Annotated in this window: 19 protein-coding genes, 1 tRNA gene, 1 pseudogene and 1 riboswitch; of the genes and pseudogenes, 12 read left to right on the top strand and 9 right to left on the bottom strand. The window is 69.5% G+C overall.

All coding sequences use genetic code 11. The features are described 5' to 3' along the window. Positions 1-10: 10 nt before the first annotated feature. Both OG514_RS08000 and OG514_RS07995 read right to left on the bottom strand, forming a co-directional pair. Positions 11-1276, bottom strand: coding sequence for a PTS transporter subunit EIIC (locus tag OG514_RS08000; RefSeq protein WP_266892312.1), 1266 nt, complete (start codon positions 1274-1276; stop codon positions 11-13). A 311-nt stretch (positions 1277-1587) separates the two neighbouring features. After that, positions 1588-2886, bottom strand: a complete 1299-nt coding sequence (locus OG514_RS07995; RefSeq protein WP_266892310.1) for a PTS transporter subunit EIIC — start codon at positions 2884-2886, stop codon at positions 1588-1590. A gap of 201 nt (positions 2887-3087) precedes the next feature. Between OG514_RS07995 and OG514_RS07990 the strand changes: the two genes are divergently transcribed. The 4 genes from OG514_RS07990 (at position 3088) to rdgB (ending at position 5338) form a co-directional block, all read left to right on the top strand. Continuing rightward, a complete protein-coding gene (locus OG514_RS07990; protein ID WP_266892308.1) occupies positions 3088-3354 on the top strand; it encodes a PTS glucose/sucrose transporter subunit IIB in 267 nt (88 codons plus the stop codon). Positions 3355-3527: 173 nt separating this feature from the next. Next, positions 3528-4259 carry a ribonuclease PH gene (gene rph, locus OG514_RS07985; RefSeq protein WP_266892306.1) on the top strand — a complete coding sequence of 244 codons (732 nt, stop codon included), beginning with the start codon at positions 3528-3530 and terminating at the stop codon, positions 4257-4259. Positions 4260-4319: 60 nt separating this feature from the next. Next, on the top strand, positions 4320-4727 hold the full coding sequence (locus OG514_RS07980) for a hypothetical protein (RefSeq protein ID WP_266900786.1): 408 nt from the start codon (positions 4320-4322) through the stop codon (positions 4725-4727). 8 nt (positions 4728-4735) lie between these two features. Continuing rightward, on the top strand, positions 4736-5338 hold the full coding sequence (gene rdgB, locus OG514_RS07975; protein ID WP_266892304.1) for an RdgB/HAM1 family non-canonical purine NTP pyrophosphatase: 603 nt from the start codon (positions 4736-4738) through the stop codon (positions 5336-5338). Between the two features lie 53 nt (positions 5339-5391). Here the strand turns inward: rdgB and OG514_RS07970 are convergent. From OG514_RS07970 to bcp, 4 genes and pseudogenes are all read right to left on the bottom strand, one after another. Further along, positions 5392-5464, bottom strand: a tRNA-Leu gene (locus tag OG514_RS07970). A gap of 12 nt (positions 5465-5476) precedes the next feature. After that, positions 5477-5871, bottom strand: a pseudogene (locus OG514_RS07965) (hypothetical protein). Beyond that, positions 5868-6509 (bottom strand): HNH endonuclease signature motif containing protein, encoded by a 642-nt coding sequence (locus OG514_RS07960; protein WP_266892302.1) that lies wholly within the window; start codon positions 6507-6509, stop codon positions 5868-5870. The pseudogene OG514_RS07965 and the gene OG514_RS07960 overlap by 4 nt, the downstream one beginning before the upstream one ends. 153 nt (positions 6510-6662) lie before the next feature. Further along, complete coding sequence (gene bcp / locus OG514_RS07955; RefSeq protein ID WP_266892300.1) at positions 6663-7130, bottom strand: thioredoxin-dependent thiol peroxidase; 468 nt, start codon at positions 7128-7130, stop codon at positions 6663-6665. Positions 7131-7277: 147 nt separating this feature from the next. Here bcp and OG514_RS07950 point away from each other — a divergent pair, with 147 nt between their 5' ends. The 3 genes from OG514_RS07950 to OG514_RS07940 all read left to right on the top strand — a co-directional run bounded on the left by OG514_RS07950 (position 7278) and on the right by OG514_RS07940 (position 8471). Further along, entirely contained in the window at positions 7278-7598 is a 321-nt protein-coding gene (locus tag OG514_RS07950; RefSeq protein ID WP_266892298.1) for a DUF3618 domain-containing protein, read from the top strand. Positions 7599-7659: 61 nt separating this feature from the next. Beyond that, positions 7660-7998 carry a co-chaperone GroES gene (locus OG514_RS07945; protein WP_229313943.1) on the top strand — a complete coding sequence of 113 codons (339 nt, stop codon included), beginning with the start codon at positions 7660-7662 and terminating at the stop codon, positions 7996-7998. Between the two features lie 49 nt (positions 7999-8047). Continuing rightward, positions 8048-8117: riboswitch (guanidine-III (ykkC-III) riboswitch) on the top strand. 33 nt (positions 8118-8150) lie between these two features. After that, positions 8151-8471 carry a multidrug efflux SMR transporter gene (locus OG514_RS07940; protein ID WP_073913474.1) on the top strand — a complete coding sequence of 107 codons (321 nt, stop codon included), beginning with the start codon at positions 8151-8153 and terminating at the stop codon, positions 8469-8471. Here OG514_RS07940 and OG514_RS07935 read toward each other — a convergent pair. Then, complete coding sequence (locus OG514_RS07935) at positions 8465-10705, bottom strand: transglycosylase domain-containing protein (RefSeq protein ID WP_266892290.1); 2241 nt, start codon at positions 10703-10705, stop codon at positions 8465-8467. The genes OG514_RS07940 and OG514_RS07935 overlap by 7 nt on opposite strands. Before the next feature lie 189 nt (positions 10706-10894). On the opposite strand from OG514_RS07935, the gene OG514_RS07930 reads away from it, so the two are divergent. The 4 genes from OG514_RS07930 to OG514_RS07915 all read left to right on the top strand — a co-directional run bounded on the left by OG514_RS07930 (position 10895) and on the right by OG514_RS07915 (position 14867). Then, positions 10895-11695 (top strand): ABC-2 family transporter protein, encoded by an 801-nt coding sequence (locus OG514_RS07930; RefSeq protein WP_266900785.1) that lies wholly within the window; start codon positions 10895-10897, stop codon positions 11693-11695. Positions 11696-11813: 118 nt separating this feature from the next. Continuing rightward, positions 11814-12590: an ABC transporter permease gene (locus OG514_RS07925; protein WP_266892288.1), complete on the top strand. Its 777-nt coding sequence runs from the start codon at positions 11814-11816 to the stop codon at positions 12588-12590. Between the two features lie 15 nt (positions 12591-12605). Then, positions 12606-13586 (top strand): ATP-binding cassette domain-containing protein, encoded by a 981-nt coding sequence (locus tag OG514_RS07920; RefSeq protein WP_266892286.1) that lies wholly within the window; start codon positions 12606-12608, stop codon positions 13584-13586. Between the two features lie 12 nt (positions 13587-13598). Next, positions 13599-14867 (top strand): DUF445 domain-containing protein, encoded by a 1269-nt coding sequence (locus tag OG514_RS07915; RefSeq protein WP_266892284.1) that lies wholly within the window; start codon positions 13599-13601, stop codon positions 14865-14867. Positions 14868-14883: 16 nt separating this feature from the next. On the opposite strand, the gene OG514_RS07910 is transcribed toward OG514_RS07915, so the two are convergent. Both OG514_RS07910 and OG514_RS07905 read right to left on the bottom strand, forming a co-directional pair. After that, complete coding sequence (locus OG514_RS07910; RefSeq protein ID WP_266892282.1) at positions 14884-15183, bottom strand: hypothetical protein; 300 nt, start codon at positions 15181-15183, stop codon at positions 14884-14886. Between the two features lie 38 nt (positions 15184-15221). Continuing rightward, a complete protein-coding gene (locus OG514_RS07905; protein ID WP_266892280.1) occupies positions 15222-16202 on the bottom strand; it encodes a hypothetical protein in 981 nt (326 codons plus the stop codon). 278 nt (positions 16203-16480) lie between these two features. Between OG514_RS07905 and OG514_RS07900 the strand changes: the two genes are divergently transcribed. Continuing rightward, positions 16481-17176 (top strand): aspartate/glutamate racemase family protein, encoded by a 696-nt coding sequence (locus tag OG514_RS07900; RefSeq protein ID WP_266900784.1) that lies wholly within the window; start codon positions 16481-16483, stop codon positions 17174-17176. Positions 17177-17760: the final 584 nt, after the last annotated feature.

Genomic DNA, 17760 nt, shown 5'->3' with positions numbered 1-17760 from the left:
GGGGTGAGGCTCACGCCTTGGTGAGGTCCTCGATCTCGGCCTCGGGCTCGCGGCCCGGGGTGGCGAGGTTGAACTTGGTGATCGCGAAGCGGAAGACCACGTAGTAGATCGCCGCGAAGACGAGACCGATCGGGATGATCAGCCAGGGCTTGGAGGCGTACGTCCAGTTCAGGAAGTAGTCCAGAGCGCCCGCGGAGAAGGTGAAGCCGTGGTGCACGCCGAGGGCCGAGGTGATGACCATCGAGGCCGCGGTGAGCACCGCGTGGATCACGTACAGCAGGGGCGCCAGGAACATGAACGCGAACTCGATGGGCTCGGTGATGCCCGTGACGAAGGAGGTCAGGGCGAGCGAGAACATCATGCCGCCGACGACCTTGCGGCGCTCGGGGCGGGCGGCGTGGGTGATCGCGAGGGCGACGGCCGGGAGCGCGAACATCATGATCGGGAAGAAGCCGGACATGAACTGACCGGCGGACGGGTCACCGTGGAAGAAGCGCGGCAGGTCGCCGTGCCAGACGGCACCGGTGGAGTCGGTGAAGGTGCCGATCTCCTGCCAGGCGACGGTGTTCACGAACTGGTGCATGCCGACCGGGAGCAGACCGCGGTTGATGGCGCCGAAGATGCCGGAGCCGAGGGCGCCGAGGCTGGTCATCCAGTTGCCGAAGTCGGTGATCAGGTTGCCGACGGGCTCCCAGAGGAGACCGAAGAGAACACCCATGATGGTGCCGACGAAGGCCATGAGGATCGGGACGAGACGGCGGCCGTTGAAGAAGCCGAGCCAGTCGACCAGCTTGGTGCGGTGGAACCGCTGCCAGACGACGGCGCCGAGCAGACCCATGATGATGCCGCCGAAGACCTTGGGGTCGTTGTACGTCGCGGCGACGTCGACACCCTTGTTCGCGGTCGTGTTGACGACGGCCTCGCTGACCGGGAACGCCTTCAGGACGCTCGAGTAGACGAGGAAGCCGACAAGGGCGGCGAGGGCGGTGGAGCCGTCGGCCTTCTTGGCGAAGCCGATCGCGATGCCGACGCAGAACAGCAGCGGCATGTTGGCGAAGACCGCGTCTCCGGCGGAGGCGAAGACCGTGGCGACCTTGCCCCAGCCGAGGCCGTCGGCGCCGAAGACGTCGGGCTGGCCGAGACGGAGCAAGATACCCGCGGCCGGCAGAACGGCGATCGGCAGCTGCAGGCTGCGACCGACCTTCTGCAGGCCCTGGAACAGGCCGGATCCGCGCTTCTTCGCGGGAGCGGCGGCCTGGGCGGTGGCCGTACTCATCAACTTCCTCCAGTAAGGCAAGGCGCCGCCAGAGGACAGTGAAAAGGGGGGACGGCGACGTCTCGTGGAACGCGGTGGTCTGGACCGCGTGGTCTACACCAATGAGTGGTGTAGACCAGTTGTAGCACGTGAGACTTAGATAAGGAACCTGCGAATTTTGTGTGCTCAGCCATAGCTGGAAATGCACGACATAAGGCCCCCGGACCGTCAGGTCCAGGGGCCTTTCGCGGGTCTTACGGGAGGGGCGAAAGCCCCGAAACGGTCAGGCTGTGCAGGGTGGCCGCAGCGCTACGTGACGTTGTCGCGCCGCCTCACTTGACGTTCTCCCGCTCCATCTCGTCCCCGACCTCGTCCGGCTCGCGGCCGGGCGTCTGGAGGTTGAACCTGGTGATCGCGAACCGGAAGATCGCGTAGTACACGACCGCGAACGCGAGACCGATGGGAATGATCAGCCACGGCTTCGTCGCGAGGCCCCAGTTGATCACGTAGTCGATCAGGCCGGCCGAGAAGCTGAAGCCGTCCTTCACTCCGAACGCCCAGGTCACGGCCATCGACACACCCGTGAGCACGGCGTGGATCGCGTAGAGCAGCGGGGCGATGAAGAGGAACGAGTACTCGATCGGCTCGGTGATGCCGGTGACGAACGAGGTCAGTGCGACCGACAGCATCAGGCCGCCGACCTCCTTGCGCCGGTGCGGCTTGGCGCAGTGGGTGATCGCCAGTGCGGCCGCCGGAAGCGCGAACATCATGATCGGGAAGAAGCCCGTCAGGAACTGGCCGGCGTTCGGGTCGCCCGCGAGGAACATGGGGATGTCGCCGTGGACCGTCGTGCCGTCCGGCTTCTCGTACGTGCCGAACTGGAACCAGATGGGCACGTTCAGGAACTGGTGCAGGCCGATGACGAGCAGTGCCCGGTTCGCCAGGCCGAAGATGCCCGAACCCCACGAGCCGAGTCCGACCAGCCAGTCGCTGAAGTTCTCCAGACCCTGACCGATCGGCGGCCAGACCCACAGGCAGAGCGAGGCGAACGCGATCGCCACGAACGTCATGATGATCGGGACCAGACGGCGGCCGTTGAAGAAGCCCAGCCAGTCGACCAGCTTCGTCCGGTGGTACCGCTGCCACAGGTACGCGGTGAGCAGGCCCATGACGATGCCGCCGAAGACCCCCGGGTTCTGGTACGTGTAGGCGGCGTAGACGTCCCCGGGCGCCAGGCAGGCGCCGGCGATGTCCTTCGTACCCGAGGGGCAGTCCTTCGGGAACTGGCGGAGGACCGTGTAGTAGACGAGGAAGCCGACGACGGCCGCGAGCGCGGTCGAGCCGTCGGACTTCTTCGCCATGCCGATGGCGACGCCGACGCAGAAGAGCAGCGGAAGACCGAGGTTGCCGTCGAGGAGCGCGCCACCGGCGCCCGCCATCACCGCGGCGACCTTGTCCCAGCCGAGACCGTCCGCGCCGAAGACGTCCGGCTGGCCGAGCCGGTTGATGATGCCGGCGGCCGGCAGCACGGCGATGGGGAGCTGGAGGCTGCGCCCCATCTTCTGCAGCCCCTGGAAGAGCCCGCCCCACAGGGACTTCTGTGGCCGCGCCGCGGCGCTGTCCGTACTCATCGGCGACCTCCCTGCCCGGAACAAGCCGGGTCCGCGTCTCGTTGCAACTGGTGTAGACCAGTTGCGATAGGCTCCGGGAGCCCACTGAGGACAGGCCGCCGGTGATCGTCATCATTCGACAGAACGGCGGCATTTGCTCGCATAGTTGGGCCAACCGTGGGTTACCGTGACAAAGCGGACCACAGGTGCGCCGAGATTCGCGTGCGCGCGAACGGAACGGACAGGGAGAAACACATGGCCAGCAAGGCTGAGAAGATCGTCGCCGGGCTCGGCGGCATCGAGAACATCGAAGAGGTCGAAGGCTGCATCACCCGCCTGCGCACCGAGGTCGTGGACCCGTCCAAGGTCGACGAGGCCGCCCTCAAGGCCGCCGGCGCCCACGGCGTCGTCAAGATGGGCACCGCGATCCAGGTCGTCATCGGCACCGACGCCGACCCGATCGCCGCCGACATCGAAGACATGATGTAAGCAGCCGCATCAGCTGAAGGGCCCGTTCCGGCAGGGGAACGGGCCCTTCGTCATGACGCCACCACAGGAACGGGCCGCGCACCACCACGGCAACCGGCCCCGCACCACCCGGGCAACCGGCCCCGCACCACAACGGGAACGGGCCCCTCCCCGTATCCCGCTAGGCTCGTCCCATGTCTCGTATCGACGGCCGTACCCCCGAACAGCTCCGCCCCGTCACCATCGAACGCGGATGGAGCAAGCACGCCGAGGGCTCCGTCCTCATCTCCTTCGGCGACACCAAGGTCTTCTGCACCGCCTCCGTCACCGAAGGCGTCCCGCGCTGGCGCAAGGGCAGCGGCGAAGGCTGGGTCACCGGCGAGTACTCGATGCTCCCGCGCGCCACGAACACCCGCGGCGACCGCGAATCCGTCCGCGGCAAGATCGGCGGCCGTACGCACGAGATCTCCCGCCTCATCGGCCGCTCCCTGCGCGCCGTCATCGACTACAAGGCGCTCGGCGAGAACACCATCGTCCTCGACTGCGACGTCCTCCAGGCCGACGGCGGCACCCGCACCGCCGCCATCACCGGCGCGTACGTCGCCCTCGCCGACGCGGTGTCCTGGGCCCAGGGCAAGAAGCTCGTCAAGGCCGGCCGCAAGCCCCTCACCGGCACCGTCGGCGCCGTCTCCGTCGGCATCGTCGACGGCGTCCCCCTCCTCGACCTCTGTTACGAGGAGGACGTCCGCGCCGACACCGACATGAACGTCGTCTGCACCGGCGACGGTCGCTTCGTCGAGGTCCAGGGCACCGCCGAGGCCGAGCCCTTCGACCGCAAGGAGCTCAACGCCCTCCTGGACCTCGCGTCCGGCGGCTGCGCCGAACTCGCCGAGATCCAGCGCAAGGCCCTCGAAGGAACCCTCTGACCCCTCACCGCGTCCTGACGGGCGGGCACACGGGTACGATCCGTGCGCCCGCCCGTCCGCATGTACGAACCTGGGGGAGGACCCGCCTTGAAGCGCCGTCTCGCACTCGCCGTGGCCACGGCCGCCGCACTCACCACCGTCCTGAGCGGCTGCGGAGCCCTCGACAAAGCAATGGACTGCGTCAAGACCGCCGACGCGATAGCCACCTCGGTGAGCAACCTTCAGCAGGCCGTCTCCAACGCCTCGAACGACGCCACGCAGATCGAGGAGTCCCTCAACTCCATCTCCACGGAACTGGGCAACCTCAAGGACACCACGGACAACGCCGACCTCTCCAAGGCGGTCGACGACCTCACCAAGGGCGTCGACACCGTCCGCACCGCGGTGAAGAACGGCGACACCACGCCGGACATCACCCCCATCACCGACGCGGCCACCGAGATCGGCAAGGTCTGCACCCCGGGATAATCGGTGGCATGACCCGACTGATCCTCGCCACCCGCAACCCGGGCAAGATCACCGAACTTCACGCGATCCTCGCCGACGCAGGTCTCGACCTGGAACTCGTCGGCGCGGACGCGTACCCGGAGATCCCCGACGTCAAGGAAACCGGCGTCACCTTCGCCGAGAACGCCCTGCTGAAGGCCCACGCCCTGGCCCAGGCCACCGGCCTGCCGGCGGTGGCCGACGACTCCGGCCTCTGCGTCGACGTCCTGAACGGCGCCCCCGGCATCTTCTCCGCCCGCTGGTCGGGCACCCACGGCGACGACCGAGCCAACCTGAACCTCCTGCTGGCCCAACTCTCCGACATCGCAGACGAACACCGAGGCGCCCACTTCGCCTGCGCGGCGGCCCTGGCCCTGCCCGACGGCACGGAACGCGTCGTCGAGGGCACGATGCCGGGCACCCTCCGCCACGCCCCCGAGGGCACGAACGGCTTCGGCTACGACCCGATCCTCCAGCCGAACGGCCACGAGGTGACCTGCGCGGAACTGACCCCGGCGGAGAAGAACGCGATCAGCCACCGGGGCAAGGCGTTCCGGGCGCTGGTACCGGTGGTGAGGGAACTGCTGGGCTGAGGACCGGAACGAGAACGGCCCAGCGGCACTCTGTGCGCTGGGCCGTCGTACGGTACGCCCGGTCGGATTCGAACCGACAGACACGACCACCTAAAGATCGCCGCTCAGCCCTTGGCGTACGGGCGCGTACACGATCCCCTACTTTACCCGCCGTCCTCCTCGGCACCAGGTGTCGGTAGCCGCATGGCAGTTGGGACACAGCGGTCGCAGGTTCTCGCGCCGGTCGTCATGCCAGTCCCCGTTGATGTGATCGATCTCCAGAATGGCCTCGGGCCGTTTGGCCGGAGTGGGGCCCTGTCTCCCTCGCTGGTGCGCCGCAGCTCGTCCGGCGCCGGGCGGGGCGGGGGCCCGCTACGCCGCCGGTGGGGGAAGTGCGAGATGTCGATTCCGTAGTGGGCGAAGCGCTTCAGTAGGTATCTGTTGAGCTTGTCGTACGGCTGTGAGTCGAAGAAGGCGACAACCTCGTCCACGGTCGAGCATCGCGCGGCGGCTTCGGTCAACCGCTCGCGGGTGTACCGCGGGCCGCTGGTCATGACGCCCGCTTCTTGCTGCGGCCCCGGTAGCTGTCCGTTGTCGAGTGACAGTTCGGGCAGAGGAACCGCAGGTTCTCGATGCGGTTGTTGCGCCAGTCGCCGTCGACGTGGTCGACCTCGAGCGGGATCGGTCGGCCGCGCCATACGGCCTCTGTGCCGCACATCGCGCACTGCTTCCGTACCCCTGACTCCGTCATCGCCCAGGTGAGGCGGTCGCTCGGAACACGTCGGGCCTGCGGGCCGGTCTGCTCCACGAGCAGGCCTTCGGGCGTTCGCCGGCGCCAGGGCTTGCCTCGTCGGGACGGCGCGAGGAAGTGCGAGGTGTCGATCCCGTACGCCTTGATCCGTCGGCTGATGTGGGTGTGCTGCCCGCCCACGACCTCCACCCCCAGTCTGCGCAGCACCTCGCACACGTTCGTGGACGCGGCCACGGCCTCCGCGAGAACCTCCCGTGTCCACCGCACGCCCTCCCGCTCGAAGTGCGACGTGTCCACCCCCAGCTTCCGCATGCGGTCGTGCAGATACCGGCGGGACCCGCTCCGCGGATCCACCCCCAACCCCTCCAGCGCCTCCGTCAGCGTCCGCGCCCCCCGCGCCGCCGCTTCCAGGCGTTCCCTCGTGTACGCGCTCGTCCCCATCGAGCCCCCTCCGCTCTCGGCCACCCGTTCGCAGCCTCGTACGGACCAACGAGTCGAATATCGGACGGTCACGTCATCACGCGTACGGAGATCGCGTCGCGGGAACGCGGAAGGCCCGCCCCGTGAGGGGCGGGCCTTCCGCGGGTGCCGGGGTCAGACGCCCAGGTCCCTGATGATCTTGGCCACGTGGCCCGTCGCCTTCACGTTGTAGAAGGCGTGCTCCACCTTGCCGTCCTCGTCGACGACGACCGTCGAGCGGATCACGCCCGTCACCGTCTTGCCGTACAGCTTCTTCTCGCCGAAGGCGCCGTACGCCTCCAGGGTCTCCTTCGACGGGTCGCCGACCAGCGTGACCTTCAGGTTCTCCTTCTCGCGGAACTTCGCCAGCTTCTCCGGCTTGTCCGGGGAGACGCCGATGACGTCGTAGCCCGCCGCCGCGAGCACGTCCAGGTTGTCCGTGAAGTCGCAGGCCTGCTTCGTGCAGCCGGGGGTCAGCGCGGCCGGGTAGAAGTAGACGATGACCTTGCGGCCCTTGTGGTCCGCGAGGGAGACCTCGTTGCCGTCCGCGTCGGGCAGGGTGAAGGCGGGGGCGGTGTCGCCGGGCTGCAGTCGCTCGCTCATGGCTCTCCTCGGGATGGTTCGCGTACGCGTTCAGAGCCTAATGGGGGTCTGGGACGACCCGAAGGCGACAGAACTGACAGACTGTCCACAAGGACCGATCAACGACCGGATCACGACCACCCGGATCACGACTACGGAGGCAGCGCGGTGTCGGATGCCAGGACCCCTGCGCAGATCGAGGCGGACATCGTCCGCCGGCGCGAGCAGCTCGCCGTCACTCTCGACGAGATCGGCATTCGGATGCACCCGAAGACGATCATCGGGGACGCGAAGGCCAAGGTCGCCTCGACGGTCGACCAGACCGCGGGACGCGCCTTCGTCGCCGTCAACCGGGTCGTCTCTGATGTGAAGGCACGTTTCACCCATGCGGACGGCGCCCCCCGGCTGGAGCGCGTGGTGCCGGCGGCGCTCGTCGCCGTCGCGGTCGTCGGGCTGCTCGCCGCGTCCTCCCGCAAGGGCAAGGGATGACCTTCCCGGAGATGACCCCTCCTCGCGGTGGGGGGCGCACCCGGGCAGGTAGGTTCACTCCGTGAGCGAGAACACGCACGACAAGCTGCCCATCCGGATGCTCCACGACCGCGTCCTGGTCCGCACCGACTCTCCGGAGGGGGAGCGGCGCTCCGGCGGCGGCATCCTGATTCCGGCGACCGCCGCGGTCGGCCGTCGCCTCGCCTGGGCCGAGGTGGTCGCGGTCGGTCAGAACGTCCGTACCGTCGAGATCGGCGACCGGGTGCTGTACGACCCCGAGGACCGCGCCGAGGTCGAGGTGCGGGGTGTCGCGTACATCCTGATGCGGGAGCGCGACCTGCACGCGGTGGCCGCGGACCGGTTCCAGGGGACGACGGATTCGACCGGGCTGTATCTCTGAGCCCAGGTGTCTCGGTAGGCCCTGGTGACCATGGTCACCAGGGCCTACCGCCGTTTTTTGCTAGCCTGGAGACACCCGACGAGACGCGCCGTACCGGGATCCCGACAAGACGACGCACCCCTGTTGTTCCGTCTCGCGGAGGTGTTGTCGTCATGGCCTGGGTTCTTCTTGTCGTCGCGGGTCTGCTGGAAGTCGGCTGGTCGATCGGGATGAAGTACACCGACGGCTTCACGCGGCTCTGGCCGAGCGTGTTCACCGGTGCCGGGATCATCGCTTCCATGGTGCTGCTGTCGCACGCGGCCAAGACGCTGCCCATCGGTACGGCGTACGGCGTGTGGGTGGGCATCGGCGCGGCCGGTGCGGCGGTGCTCGGCATGGTGGTCCTCGGTGAGCCGGCGACCGCCGCCCGGATCTTCTTCGTCTGTCTGCTGCTCGTCGCCGTGGTGGGTCTGAAGGCGACGTCCGGTCACTGACGTACGGCACTCGGGGCGGGCCCGGGGCTGCGTGACGCCGCTCCCGGGCCCGCCTCGCCCAGTTCGTACGACTCCTCAGGAGCGTCAGGAGCGTCAGGAGCGTCAGGAGCGTCAGGGGCCTCAGGGGCCGCAGAGGCATCAGGTGCATCAGAGGCATCGGGGGCGCCAGGGACGTCCGGCATCGGCGGGATCGGCGGCAGCCGCTCCGCCCCCGGCATCAGCTGGAGTTCGAAGTCCCGCGGCGCCGTTCCCGCCAGGGCCTCCCGGGTGAACCGGGCCCAGATCTCGGCGGGCTCCCCGCCCCCGTTGATCCGGGGCTGTCCGAGTGCTCCGTACAGGGGTTCCTGCCGGCCCGACTCGGGGTCCTGGCCCATCATCGCGACGACCGTGGCGAGTTCCGGGGTGTAGCCGGCGAACCAGGCGGCCTTGTCGTCCTCCGCGGTGCCGGTCTTGCCGGCGGCGGGGCGTCCGGCGGCCTGCGCGGCCGTTCCCGTGCCCGTCTCGACGACGCTCCGCAGGATGGACGTGGTGGTGTCGGCGGCCTCCCGGCTCACCGCCTGGCGGGCCGCGGCGGCCGGTACCTCCAGCTCCTGGCCGTCCCTGCTGAGGCTCTCGACGAGGGTGTACGTGCCGTGCCGGCCGTGCGCGGCGAGGGTCGCGTACGCCGTGGCCATGTCCAGGACGCTGGCCGTGGCGGGGCCGAGCGCGATGGAGGGGGAGGCGGTGAGGTCGGGGGTGGCGTGGGGCAGGCCGAGGGCGATCGCGGTGCGGCGTACGTGGCCGGGGCCGACGTCGACGGCCATCTGGGCGTACACGGCGTTCACGGACAGGTCGGTGGCGGTGCCGACGGCGATCTCGCCATAGCTCTCGTCGTCCTCGTTGGCGGGGTCGTACGGATTGCCGTTCCAGCCCTCGACCGGGCGCCGGTTGTTCCCGTCGTACACCGTGTACGGGGTGATGGGTTCGCCGTGCTGGGTCTGTGCCCCCCGCTGGACGGCGGCGGTGAAGACGAAGGGTTTGAAGGTGGAGCCGACCTGGTAGTCGCGGCGGGTGGCGTTGTTGACGTACTGCTGGGTGTAGTCGACGCCGCCGTACATGGCGAGGACCTTGCCGTTCGCCGGGTCGACGGCCGCCGCTCCGACCCGTACGAACCGGTCGGCGGGGGCGCCCGCCGGGTCGAGGCGGGTCATGACGCGCTCTTCGACGGCTTGGACGAGCGCGTCCTGTTTGGCGGGTTCGAGGGTGGTGGTGATGCGGAAGCCGCCGCCGGCGAGGGTCTTCTCGTCGACGACGCCGTGGTCGGTGAGGTACTCCTCGACGGCCTGGACGAGGTAGCCGCGCTGTCCGGAGAGGCCGGTGGCGGGGCGGGCGGTCTGGGGGGTCGGGAAGCGTGCGGCGGCGCGTGCGGCGGGGGTGAGCCGGCGCTCGGTGACCATGCCGTCGAGGACGTAGTGCCAGCGGGCGACGGCCTTGGCGCGGTTCTCGGGGTGGGTGGTGACGTCGTAGGCGCTGGGGGCCTTGAGGAGGGAGGCGAGGTACGCGCCCTCGGCGGTGTCGAGGTCCTCGACGTCCTTGCCGTAGTAGGCGCGGGCGGCGGCCTGGATGCCGTACGCGTTGCGTCCGAAGTAGCTGGTGTTCAGGTAACCCTGGAGGATCTCCTCCTTGCTCTTCTCGCGGCCGAGCTTGATCGCGATGAAGAACTCCTTCGCCTTGCGGGTGAGGGTCTGCTCCTGGCCCAGGTAGTAGTTCTTCACGTACTGCTGGGTGATGGTGGAGCCGGACTGGCGGCCCTTGCCGGTGACGGTGTTCCAGGCGGCGCGGACCATCGCCTTGGGGTCGACGGCGCGCGAGCTGTGGAAGTCGCGGTCCTCGGCGGCGAGGACGGCCTGCCGGACGGTGAGGGGGACGCGGTCGAGCCGTACGTTCTCGCGGTTGACCTCGCCGTCGCGGGCGAGGGTGCTGCCGTCCCGGTAGAGGTAGACGTTGGACTGGGCGAGGGCGGCGGCGTTGGCGGGCGGAATCTCCACCAGGAGGTAGCCGGCGGCGAAGGCGCCGGCGAGCAACAGGGTGCCGAGGAGCAGGAGTCCGAAGAGGGTGCGCAGGACGCGGCGGGGACGGCGGCGTCTGGGCGCGGGGGGTGGGGGCGTGCCGAGGGTGGGGTCCCTCGGTTCCCAGCCCGGCGTGCGGGCCGGCCGGGGGGCGTCGGAGTCGCTCGTACCGGAGGAAGGGGGCATGGCAACCCATATTGCCCCCAAGGTGACGAAACTCCCGAATGCGACCCGAAGGTGACGGGAAATCCGGTCGCGGGTGGCGGGCTCACCTCGCTAGGGTCGTGCGCTTCGGCATTTTTCAGTGCTTTACGGATCGCGCACGTCACGGACTGTGCTTGCCGCGGACTGTGCGTACGGGGAAGGAGCGGCATGCTGCGGCTGTACGCGACGGTGGCCGCGGGCGGCTTCCGGCGTCATGCCACCTATCGGGTGGCGACGGCGGCGGGTGTGTTCACGAACACCGTCTTCGGCTTCATCCTGTCGTACACGTACATCGCCCTCTGGGACGAGAAGCCGCAGCTCGGCGGCTACTCCATGGACGACGCGCTCGCCTACGTCTGGATCGGGCAGGCGCTGATCACGGTCTGCGGGATGATGGGCGGCGGCTTCGAGGACGAGCTGATCGAGCGGATCAGGACCGGGGACATCGCGGTCGACCTCTACCGCCCCGCCGACCTCCAGACCTGGTGGTTCTCGGCCAACCTGGGCCGTGCCGCCTTCCAGTTGCTCGGCCGGGGAGTCGCCCCCATGGCGGTCGGCTGGCTGGCCTTCCGCTTCACCCTGCCGGCCGGGCCGGGGTCCTGGCTCGCCTTCCTGGTGGCCGTGGCGCTGGGCTCCACGGTCAGCTTCGCGATCTGGTACCTGGTGGCGATGAGCGCTTTCTGGCTGATGGACGGCCAGGGGGCGGTCCAGGTGGCCTGGCTGGGCGGCCTGTTCTTCTCGGGGATGCTGCTCCCGCTGAACGTCTTCCCGGGCGCCCTCGGCGAGGTCGCCCGGGTGCTGCCGTGGGCGTCGCTGCTCCAGGTGCCGGCCGATGTGTACCTGGGGAGGTACGAGGGCTGGGGCCTTGCGGGGGCGTACGCCTTCCAGGGCTGCTGGGCGCTGGTGCTGTTCGGCACGGGACGGGCGGTGCAGGCGGCGGCGACGCGCAAGGTGGTGGTGCAGGGTGGCTGAGGTGACGCGTACCGGCGTGGGATCCGAGAGGGGATCGGGAGGCGGATCCCATCCTGGATCCAATCCCGGATCCCGTCCTGGATCCAACATCCTGGGCGACTCCTGGCGGACGTACCGGATGGTCGCGGGCATGTGGATCCGCTCCACGATGACGTACCGCGCGTCCTTTGCGCTCACGCTGGTCACCAGCTTCTGTGTCACCTTCTTCGACTTCGTCGTCATCCTCCTGATGTTCGGTCAGGTGGAGGGCCTGGGCGGCTTCGCGTTCGCGGAGGTCGCGCTGCTCTACGGGACGGCGGGGACGGCGTTCGGGATCGCGGATCTGACGATGGGGTCGCTGCAGCGGATGGGGAAGCGGGTCAGGGACGGCTCGCTGGACACCTTCCTGATGCGCCCGGCGCCGCTGCTCGCGCAGGTGGCGGCGGACAAGTTCGCGCTGCGGCGGTTCGGCCGGGTCCTCCAGGGCCTCTTCGTGCTGATCTGGGGCCTGGTCCTGCTGGATGTGGAGTGGGCGCCGGTGAAGGTGCTGCTGCTGCCGGTGACGGTGGTCTGCGGGGCGGTGATCTTCGCGGCGGTGATGGTGCTCGGGGCGTCGGCGCTGTTCTGGATGCAGGACGCGGCGGAGGTGACGAGCTCGTTCACGTACGGCGGGAACACCCTCCTCGGGTACCCGCCGACGATCTTCGCGCAGGACCTGGTGCGGGGTGTCGTGTACGTCGTACCGCTGGCGTTCGTGAACTGGCTGCCCGCGCTGTACGTACTGGGCAGGCCGGCTCCGGCGGGGGTGCCGGAGTGGGCGGCGTTCGCATCGCCGCTGGTGGCGGCGGCGTGCTGTGGGGTGGCGGGGCTGGCGTGGCGGGCCGGAATCCGCTCGTACCGATCGACGGGAAGTTGAGGGCGGAGGCGGCTAATGGAACCGTTCATCGAGCTGGAGAAACTGGAGAAGGTCTTCACGGTCCGCCGGAGAGCGGGCCTCCTCCGCCGCGAGAAGAAGGAGGTCAGGGCGGTCGACGGCATCACCTTCACCGTCGGGCGCGGGGAGATGGTCGGCTACATCGGCCCGAACGGCGCGGGGAAGTCGACGACGATCAAGATGCTGACCGGCATTCTCACCCCCACCGGCGGCCGGCTGCGGGTCGCGGGCATCGACCCGGCGCGCGAGCGCACCCGTCTGGCGCAACGGATAGGGGTGGTCTTCGGCCAGCGGACGACGCTCTGGTGGGACCTGCCGCTGAAGGACTCGTACCGGTTGATGCACCGGATGTACCGGATCCCCGACGCCCGCTTCCGGGAGAACCTGGACCGCTGTGTGGAGCTCCTGCAGCTGGGGGAGCTGCTGGACGTGCCGGTACGGCAGCTGTCGCTGGGCCAGCGGATGCGCGGGGACATCGCGGCGGCGCTGCTGCACGACCCGGAGGTGCTGTACCTGGACGAGCCGACGATCGGCCTGGACGTGGTGTCGAAGGCGAGGGTGAGGGAGTTCCTGAGCGACCTGAACGCCACACGAGGCACCACGGTGTTGTTGACCACTCACGACCTCACGGACATCGAGCAGCTCTGCTCGCGGGTCATGGTCATCGACCACGGACGCCTGATGTACGACGGAGAACTGGCCGGCCTGCACGCGGTGGGCGAGAGCGAACGGCTCCTGGTGGTGGACCTGGAGCGGGAGCTGCCACCGATCGACGTCGCGGGGGCCCGCTTCGTACGGTCGGAAGGCCCCCGCCAGTGGCTGGCCTTCCCGGCGACGGCTTCGGCGGCTCCGCTGGTGGCGGCGGTGGCCGGGGCGTATCCCCTGATCGACCTGTCGGTGCGGGAACCCGACATCGAGACGGTGATCGCGAAGATGTACGGGGGAACTCGGGAGGACCGCCGGGAGTCCCTGAGGTAGGAGGTCAGGCCCATGGTGAGTTTTTCGTACACGGCGGCGGACGAGGAGAAGAGCAGAGGCGTCCGCCGCATGAAGTCGCTGGCGACGGCGCTGCTGCTCGCCGTGGCGGTGATCTACGCCCTGGCGACCTGGGCGGGGAACGCGGGCTGGGGGCCCTGGACGCGCTATGTCGCGGCGGCGGCGGAGGCGGGCATGGTCGGCGCGCTGGCGGACTGGTTCGCGGTGACGGCGCTGTTCCGGCGGCCGCTGGGCCTGCCGATCCCGCACACGGCGATCATCCCGACGAAGAAGGACCAGCTGGGCGCGTCGCTGGGCCAGTTCGTCGGCGAGAACTTCCTCTCGGCGGACGTCGTACGGGGCAGACTGGCGGCCCTGGGCATCGGCAGCCGTCTGGGCGGGTGGCTGGCGAACCCGGCGCACGCGGACCGGGTGACGGCGGAACTCTCCACGGCGCTACGGGGCGCGCTCACCGTCCTCCGCGACTCCGACGTGCAGGCGGTCGTGGGGGAGGCGATCACCCGGCGGGCGGAGGCGGCGGAGATCGCGCCGGGCCTCGGCAAGACGCTGGAGAAGATCGTCGCCGACGGTGCCCACCACCGGGCGGTCGACCTGGTCTGCACCCGCGCCCACGACTGGCTGGTCACCCACGGCGAGTCGGTGATGGACGCGGTGCAGGGCGGCGCGCCGGGCTGGACCCCCCGCTTCGTGGACAAGCGCATCGGTGAACGCGTCTACAAGGAACTCCTCCGCTTCGTGACGGAGATGCGGGACATGCCGGCGCACCCGGCGCGCGGCGCGATCGACCGCTTCCTGACCGACTTCGCGGCCGACCTGCAGGCCGACACGGACACCCGCGCCCGCGTCGAACGCCTCAAGTCGGACCTCCTGGCCCGCCCGGAGGTCCAGGACATCATCGCCTCGGCCTGGTCCTCGGTCCGCAACCTGATCATCGCGGCGGCGGAGGACGACCGCAGCCAACTCCGCCTCCGCGCCCGCGCCTCCCTGATCTCCCTGGGCAAGCGCCTGTCGACGGACGCCCGCCTCCAGTCGAAGGTCGAGGGCTGGGCGGAGGACGCGGCGGCGTACGTGGTGACGACGTACCGTACGGAGATCACGTCCCTGATCACGGACACGGTCGCAGGCTGGGACGCCACGCAGACCTCGAAGAAGATCGAGGCGAACATCGGCCGAGACCTCCAGTTCATCCGCATCAACGGCACGGTGGTGGGAGCACTGGCGGGGCTGCTGATCTATACGGTGAGCCATGGGGTGGGGGGCTGAGGGACGGGGGGGGCTCCTACTTCCCGCGGGTGACGGCCCAGGAGGCCGCGGCTACGGCCCCGGCGACGGAGAACACCGCGGGCCAGGCCCCGATCTTCTTGGCGAGCGGGTGGGACCCGGCGAAGGCGGCGACGTAGGCGGTGCTCAGCCCCACGGAGGCCTTGACCCCACCCACCTGCTGCCACTCCCGAGCGGCAACGGCCCCGGCCCCGGCAAGCACGACCCCACCGAGGGGCCGCTTCTTGGTCCAACGCGCAACGGCGTAACCACCGACGAGCCCGGCGGCGGCGATGACGGGGGTGGGGATGCGGGGCATGGCGGGGGCCTTTCGGTTCGACGGGTCGTCCTTCGAGCCTACGAGGGGGCGTGGACGTGTTCCCCGTCGGGCACCGACATCGGCTCGTTCGCGGTGGACGTGGCGCATTCGGCGCACAGAGTCTCGTCGGCGAGGGGCCGGAACAGCATGGGTTGGATGTGGCTGCCGGTGCACTCGCGTGCGCCTTCGAGTCGGACGGAGAGCCGGGCGCGGGTGGGGGCCGGTGCGGGCGGGGTCGGCAGGATGCGGGGCGGAACGTCACGGAGGAGGTAGCGGACGAGCCCACCGGGTCGGTGTACGGGCGTCCCGGTGCCGGGCAGGCCGCGAAGGATGTGTTGGTGGACGTCGGCGGAGGTGTGTCCGGCGTCGAGCCAGCGGGCGGCGAGGCGGCTGAGTTCGTGGCGCATGCCGGGCGGGATGTGGCGGAGGGCGGGGGAGAGGAGGGGCAGGACGCCGATGAGGGCGCGGGCGTCTTCGAGGTGGGGGCTGGTGGGTGTGCCGTCGGCGGGCGTGGGCTCAGCACCGGTCTCGCTGGTCTCGGCGGCGTCGGCCGGAAGGTTGGAGGTGTCTTCCTTCAGGTCTTTGTCTGGATGACCGTCGGTCGACGGGGTGGTCGGCTGACCGGCGGCCGGTTTCCGGGGACTCGGTGCGACCTGCGGGGTTACGGGGTCGGTGCAGGTGAAGTCGGGTGTCCGTGCGAGGAGTTTGGCGGCCTGGTCGGAAGTCAACGGGGTGCTGGAGACGAGCTGCTGAGTCACCCAGCGACCCCCGGGCCCCTGGACTCGCCGCTCGTGCACGAACCCTTCCTCCTTGAGCTGCCGCTTGGCCCGGGTGAACGCGCATCCCCCGATACGGGCACGTTCGGCGGTCGCGGAGAGCGACTCGCGTGCGCCCTGGGGGAGGGAGAGCTGCCAGGTCAGCAGCCGAACGGCGTCGGAACTGAGCCGAGGATGCCGGATGAGCTCGTGCGAGAACTGGGTGAAGGCGCGGGAGGGCGCGTTAAAGTGCCGGTAGATCACGGTGGAGGCCTGTTTCCACTAGTGGTTCAGGCCCTCGCCGACGGTTGCAGCCATCGACGGGGGCCGTTTTGTGGCGACCGTAACGCACTCAATGCGTCTGGGTCGGCACGGTGAGTGAAGACCGCCCGTGTGGGTGACCTTGAACCGTCGCCAGGCATGGAGACTCAACTGGCTCCAAGTGAGGCTTATGCATGGCGCTCTGCCATGCTCAACTCCTTATGGAGAAGCCTCCGGTGGCGACCTCGATGCCGCTCGGAGTCGACGTGAGGGGCGTGGCGATGAAGACGATCGGGCTGATCGGTGGGATGAGTTGGGAGTCGACAGCCGAGTACTACCGGTTGCTGAACGAGTTCACGCGGGACCGCCTCGGTGGGCTCCACTCGGCGCGGTGCGTGCTCTACTCGGTGGACTTCGCGGAGATCGAGGAGCTGCAGGTCCAGGGCCGCTGGACGGAGGCAGGCAAGATCCTCGCTGCGGCGGCTCAGGCTCTTGAAGCAGCCGGCGTAGACATGGTGCTGATCTGCACCAACACCATGCACAAGGTCGCCGACCAGGTCGAGGCGGCGGTTTCCATCCCCCTGCTGCACCTGGCTGACGTCACCGCAGAGTCCGTCCGGGCGTCGGGCGTGCGCCGAGTCGGCCTGCTGGGCACCGCGTTCACCATGGAGCAGGACTTCTACCGAGGCCGTCTCGAAGCCGGCGGACTCGATGTAAGCACCCCGGACGCTGACGGGCGCGAGCTCGTCCACCGCGTGATCTACGAGGAACTCTGCCTGGGCATCGTGCGGGAAGAGTCACGCGACGCCTACCAGAAGGTCATCGCGGACCTGATCGCCGGCGGAGCGGAAGGCATCATCTTGGGCTGCACCGAAATCGAGCTTCTCATCGGCTCGGAGGACAGCCCCGTCCCGATCTTCCCCACCACCCGACTCCACGCCGCGGCCGCCGTACAAGCAGCACTGTCCGCCGACTAGCCCCGCAACGGCCGGGCGCTGAGGGGGAACCGGCAGTGGGAGTGCGGGTGCGGCCGCCCTCTTTCCGAGTGTGGCGGCCTCCACCACCGCGTCAAGGGCGCTCCCTGCGGTCGCGTCGCTGCGCGATGGGCTGCGCCCACCCTTGACCCGGCGGCGGAGGCCGCCTTTTCACACTCGGAGGGCGGCCGGGGGCGTGGCCTACGCGGACTGCTGGTGCGTTGCCGGGCGCCGTGGGCGTCTTTCGGGCCGGGGGGTGGGGCGAGGCCGGGCATCGGTTGCGGTGAGCGTGGCTGTGCCGGTGAGTGGGTGGGGGCTTGGCTAGTGGCGTGGGCTGGTGGGCGAAGTCCCGCCGGTCGGGAGCGCGCGCCAGTTACATGGGGCAGCCGGGCTCGGCTTAGCGAGCTGCGGCCGTTCGTGGCGGGGATTCAGGCCCCGCCGGTCAGTCTTGGTGGGTGGTGTGCGCTGCTGGCGAGAGTTTCGTGCAGTTTCTCCGCCCGGAAAGGGTGGTATGACCCTAATGGGGCTTAATCCGGGGCCTGTTACTCGGAGAAATGCAGGGTTATCCACCCCGCTCACCCATCGGG

This window comes from Streptomyces sp. NBC_00572 (assembly GCF_026341815.1).
GTDB lineage: Bacteria > Actinomycetota > Actinomycetes > Streptomycetales > Streptomycetaceae > Streptomyces.
Note: the sequence above shows the minus strand (reverse complement) of the source record. Positions and strands in the feature narration are given on the sequence as shown.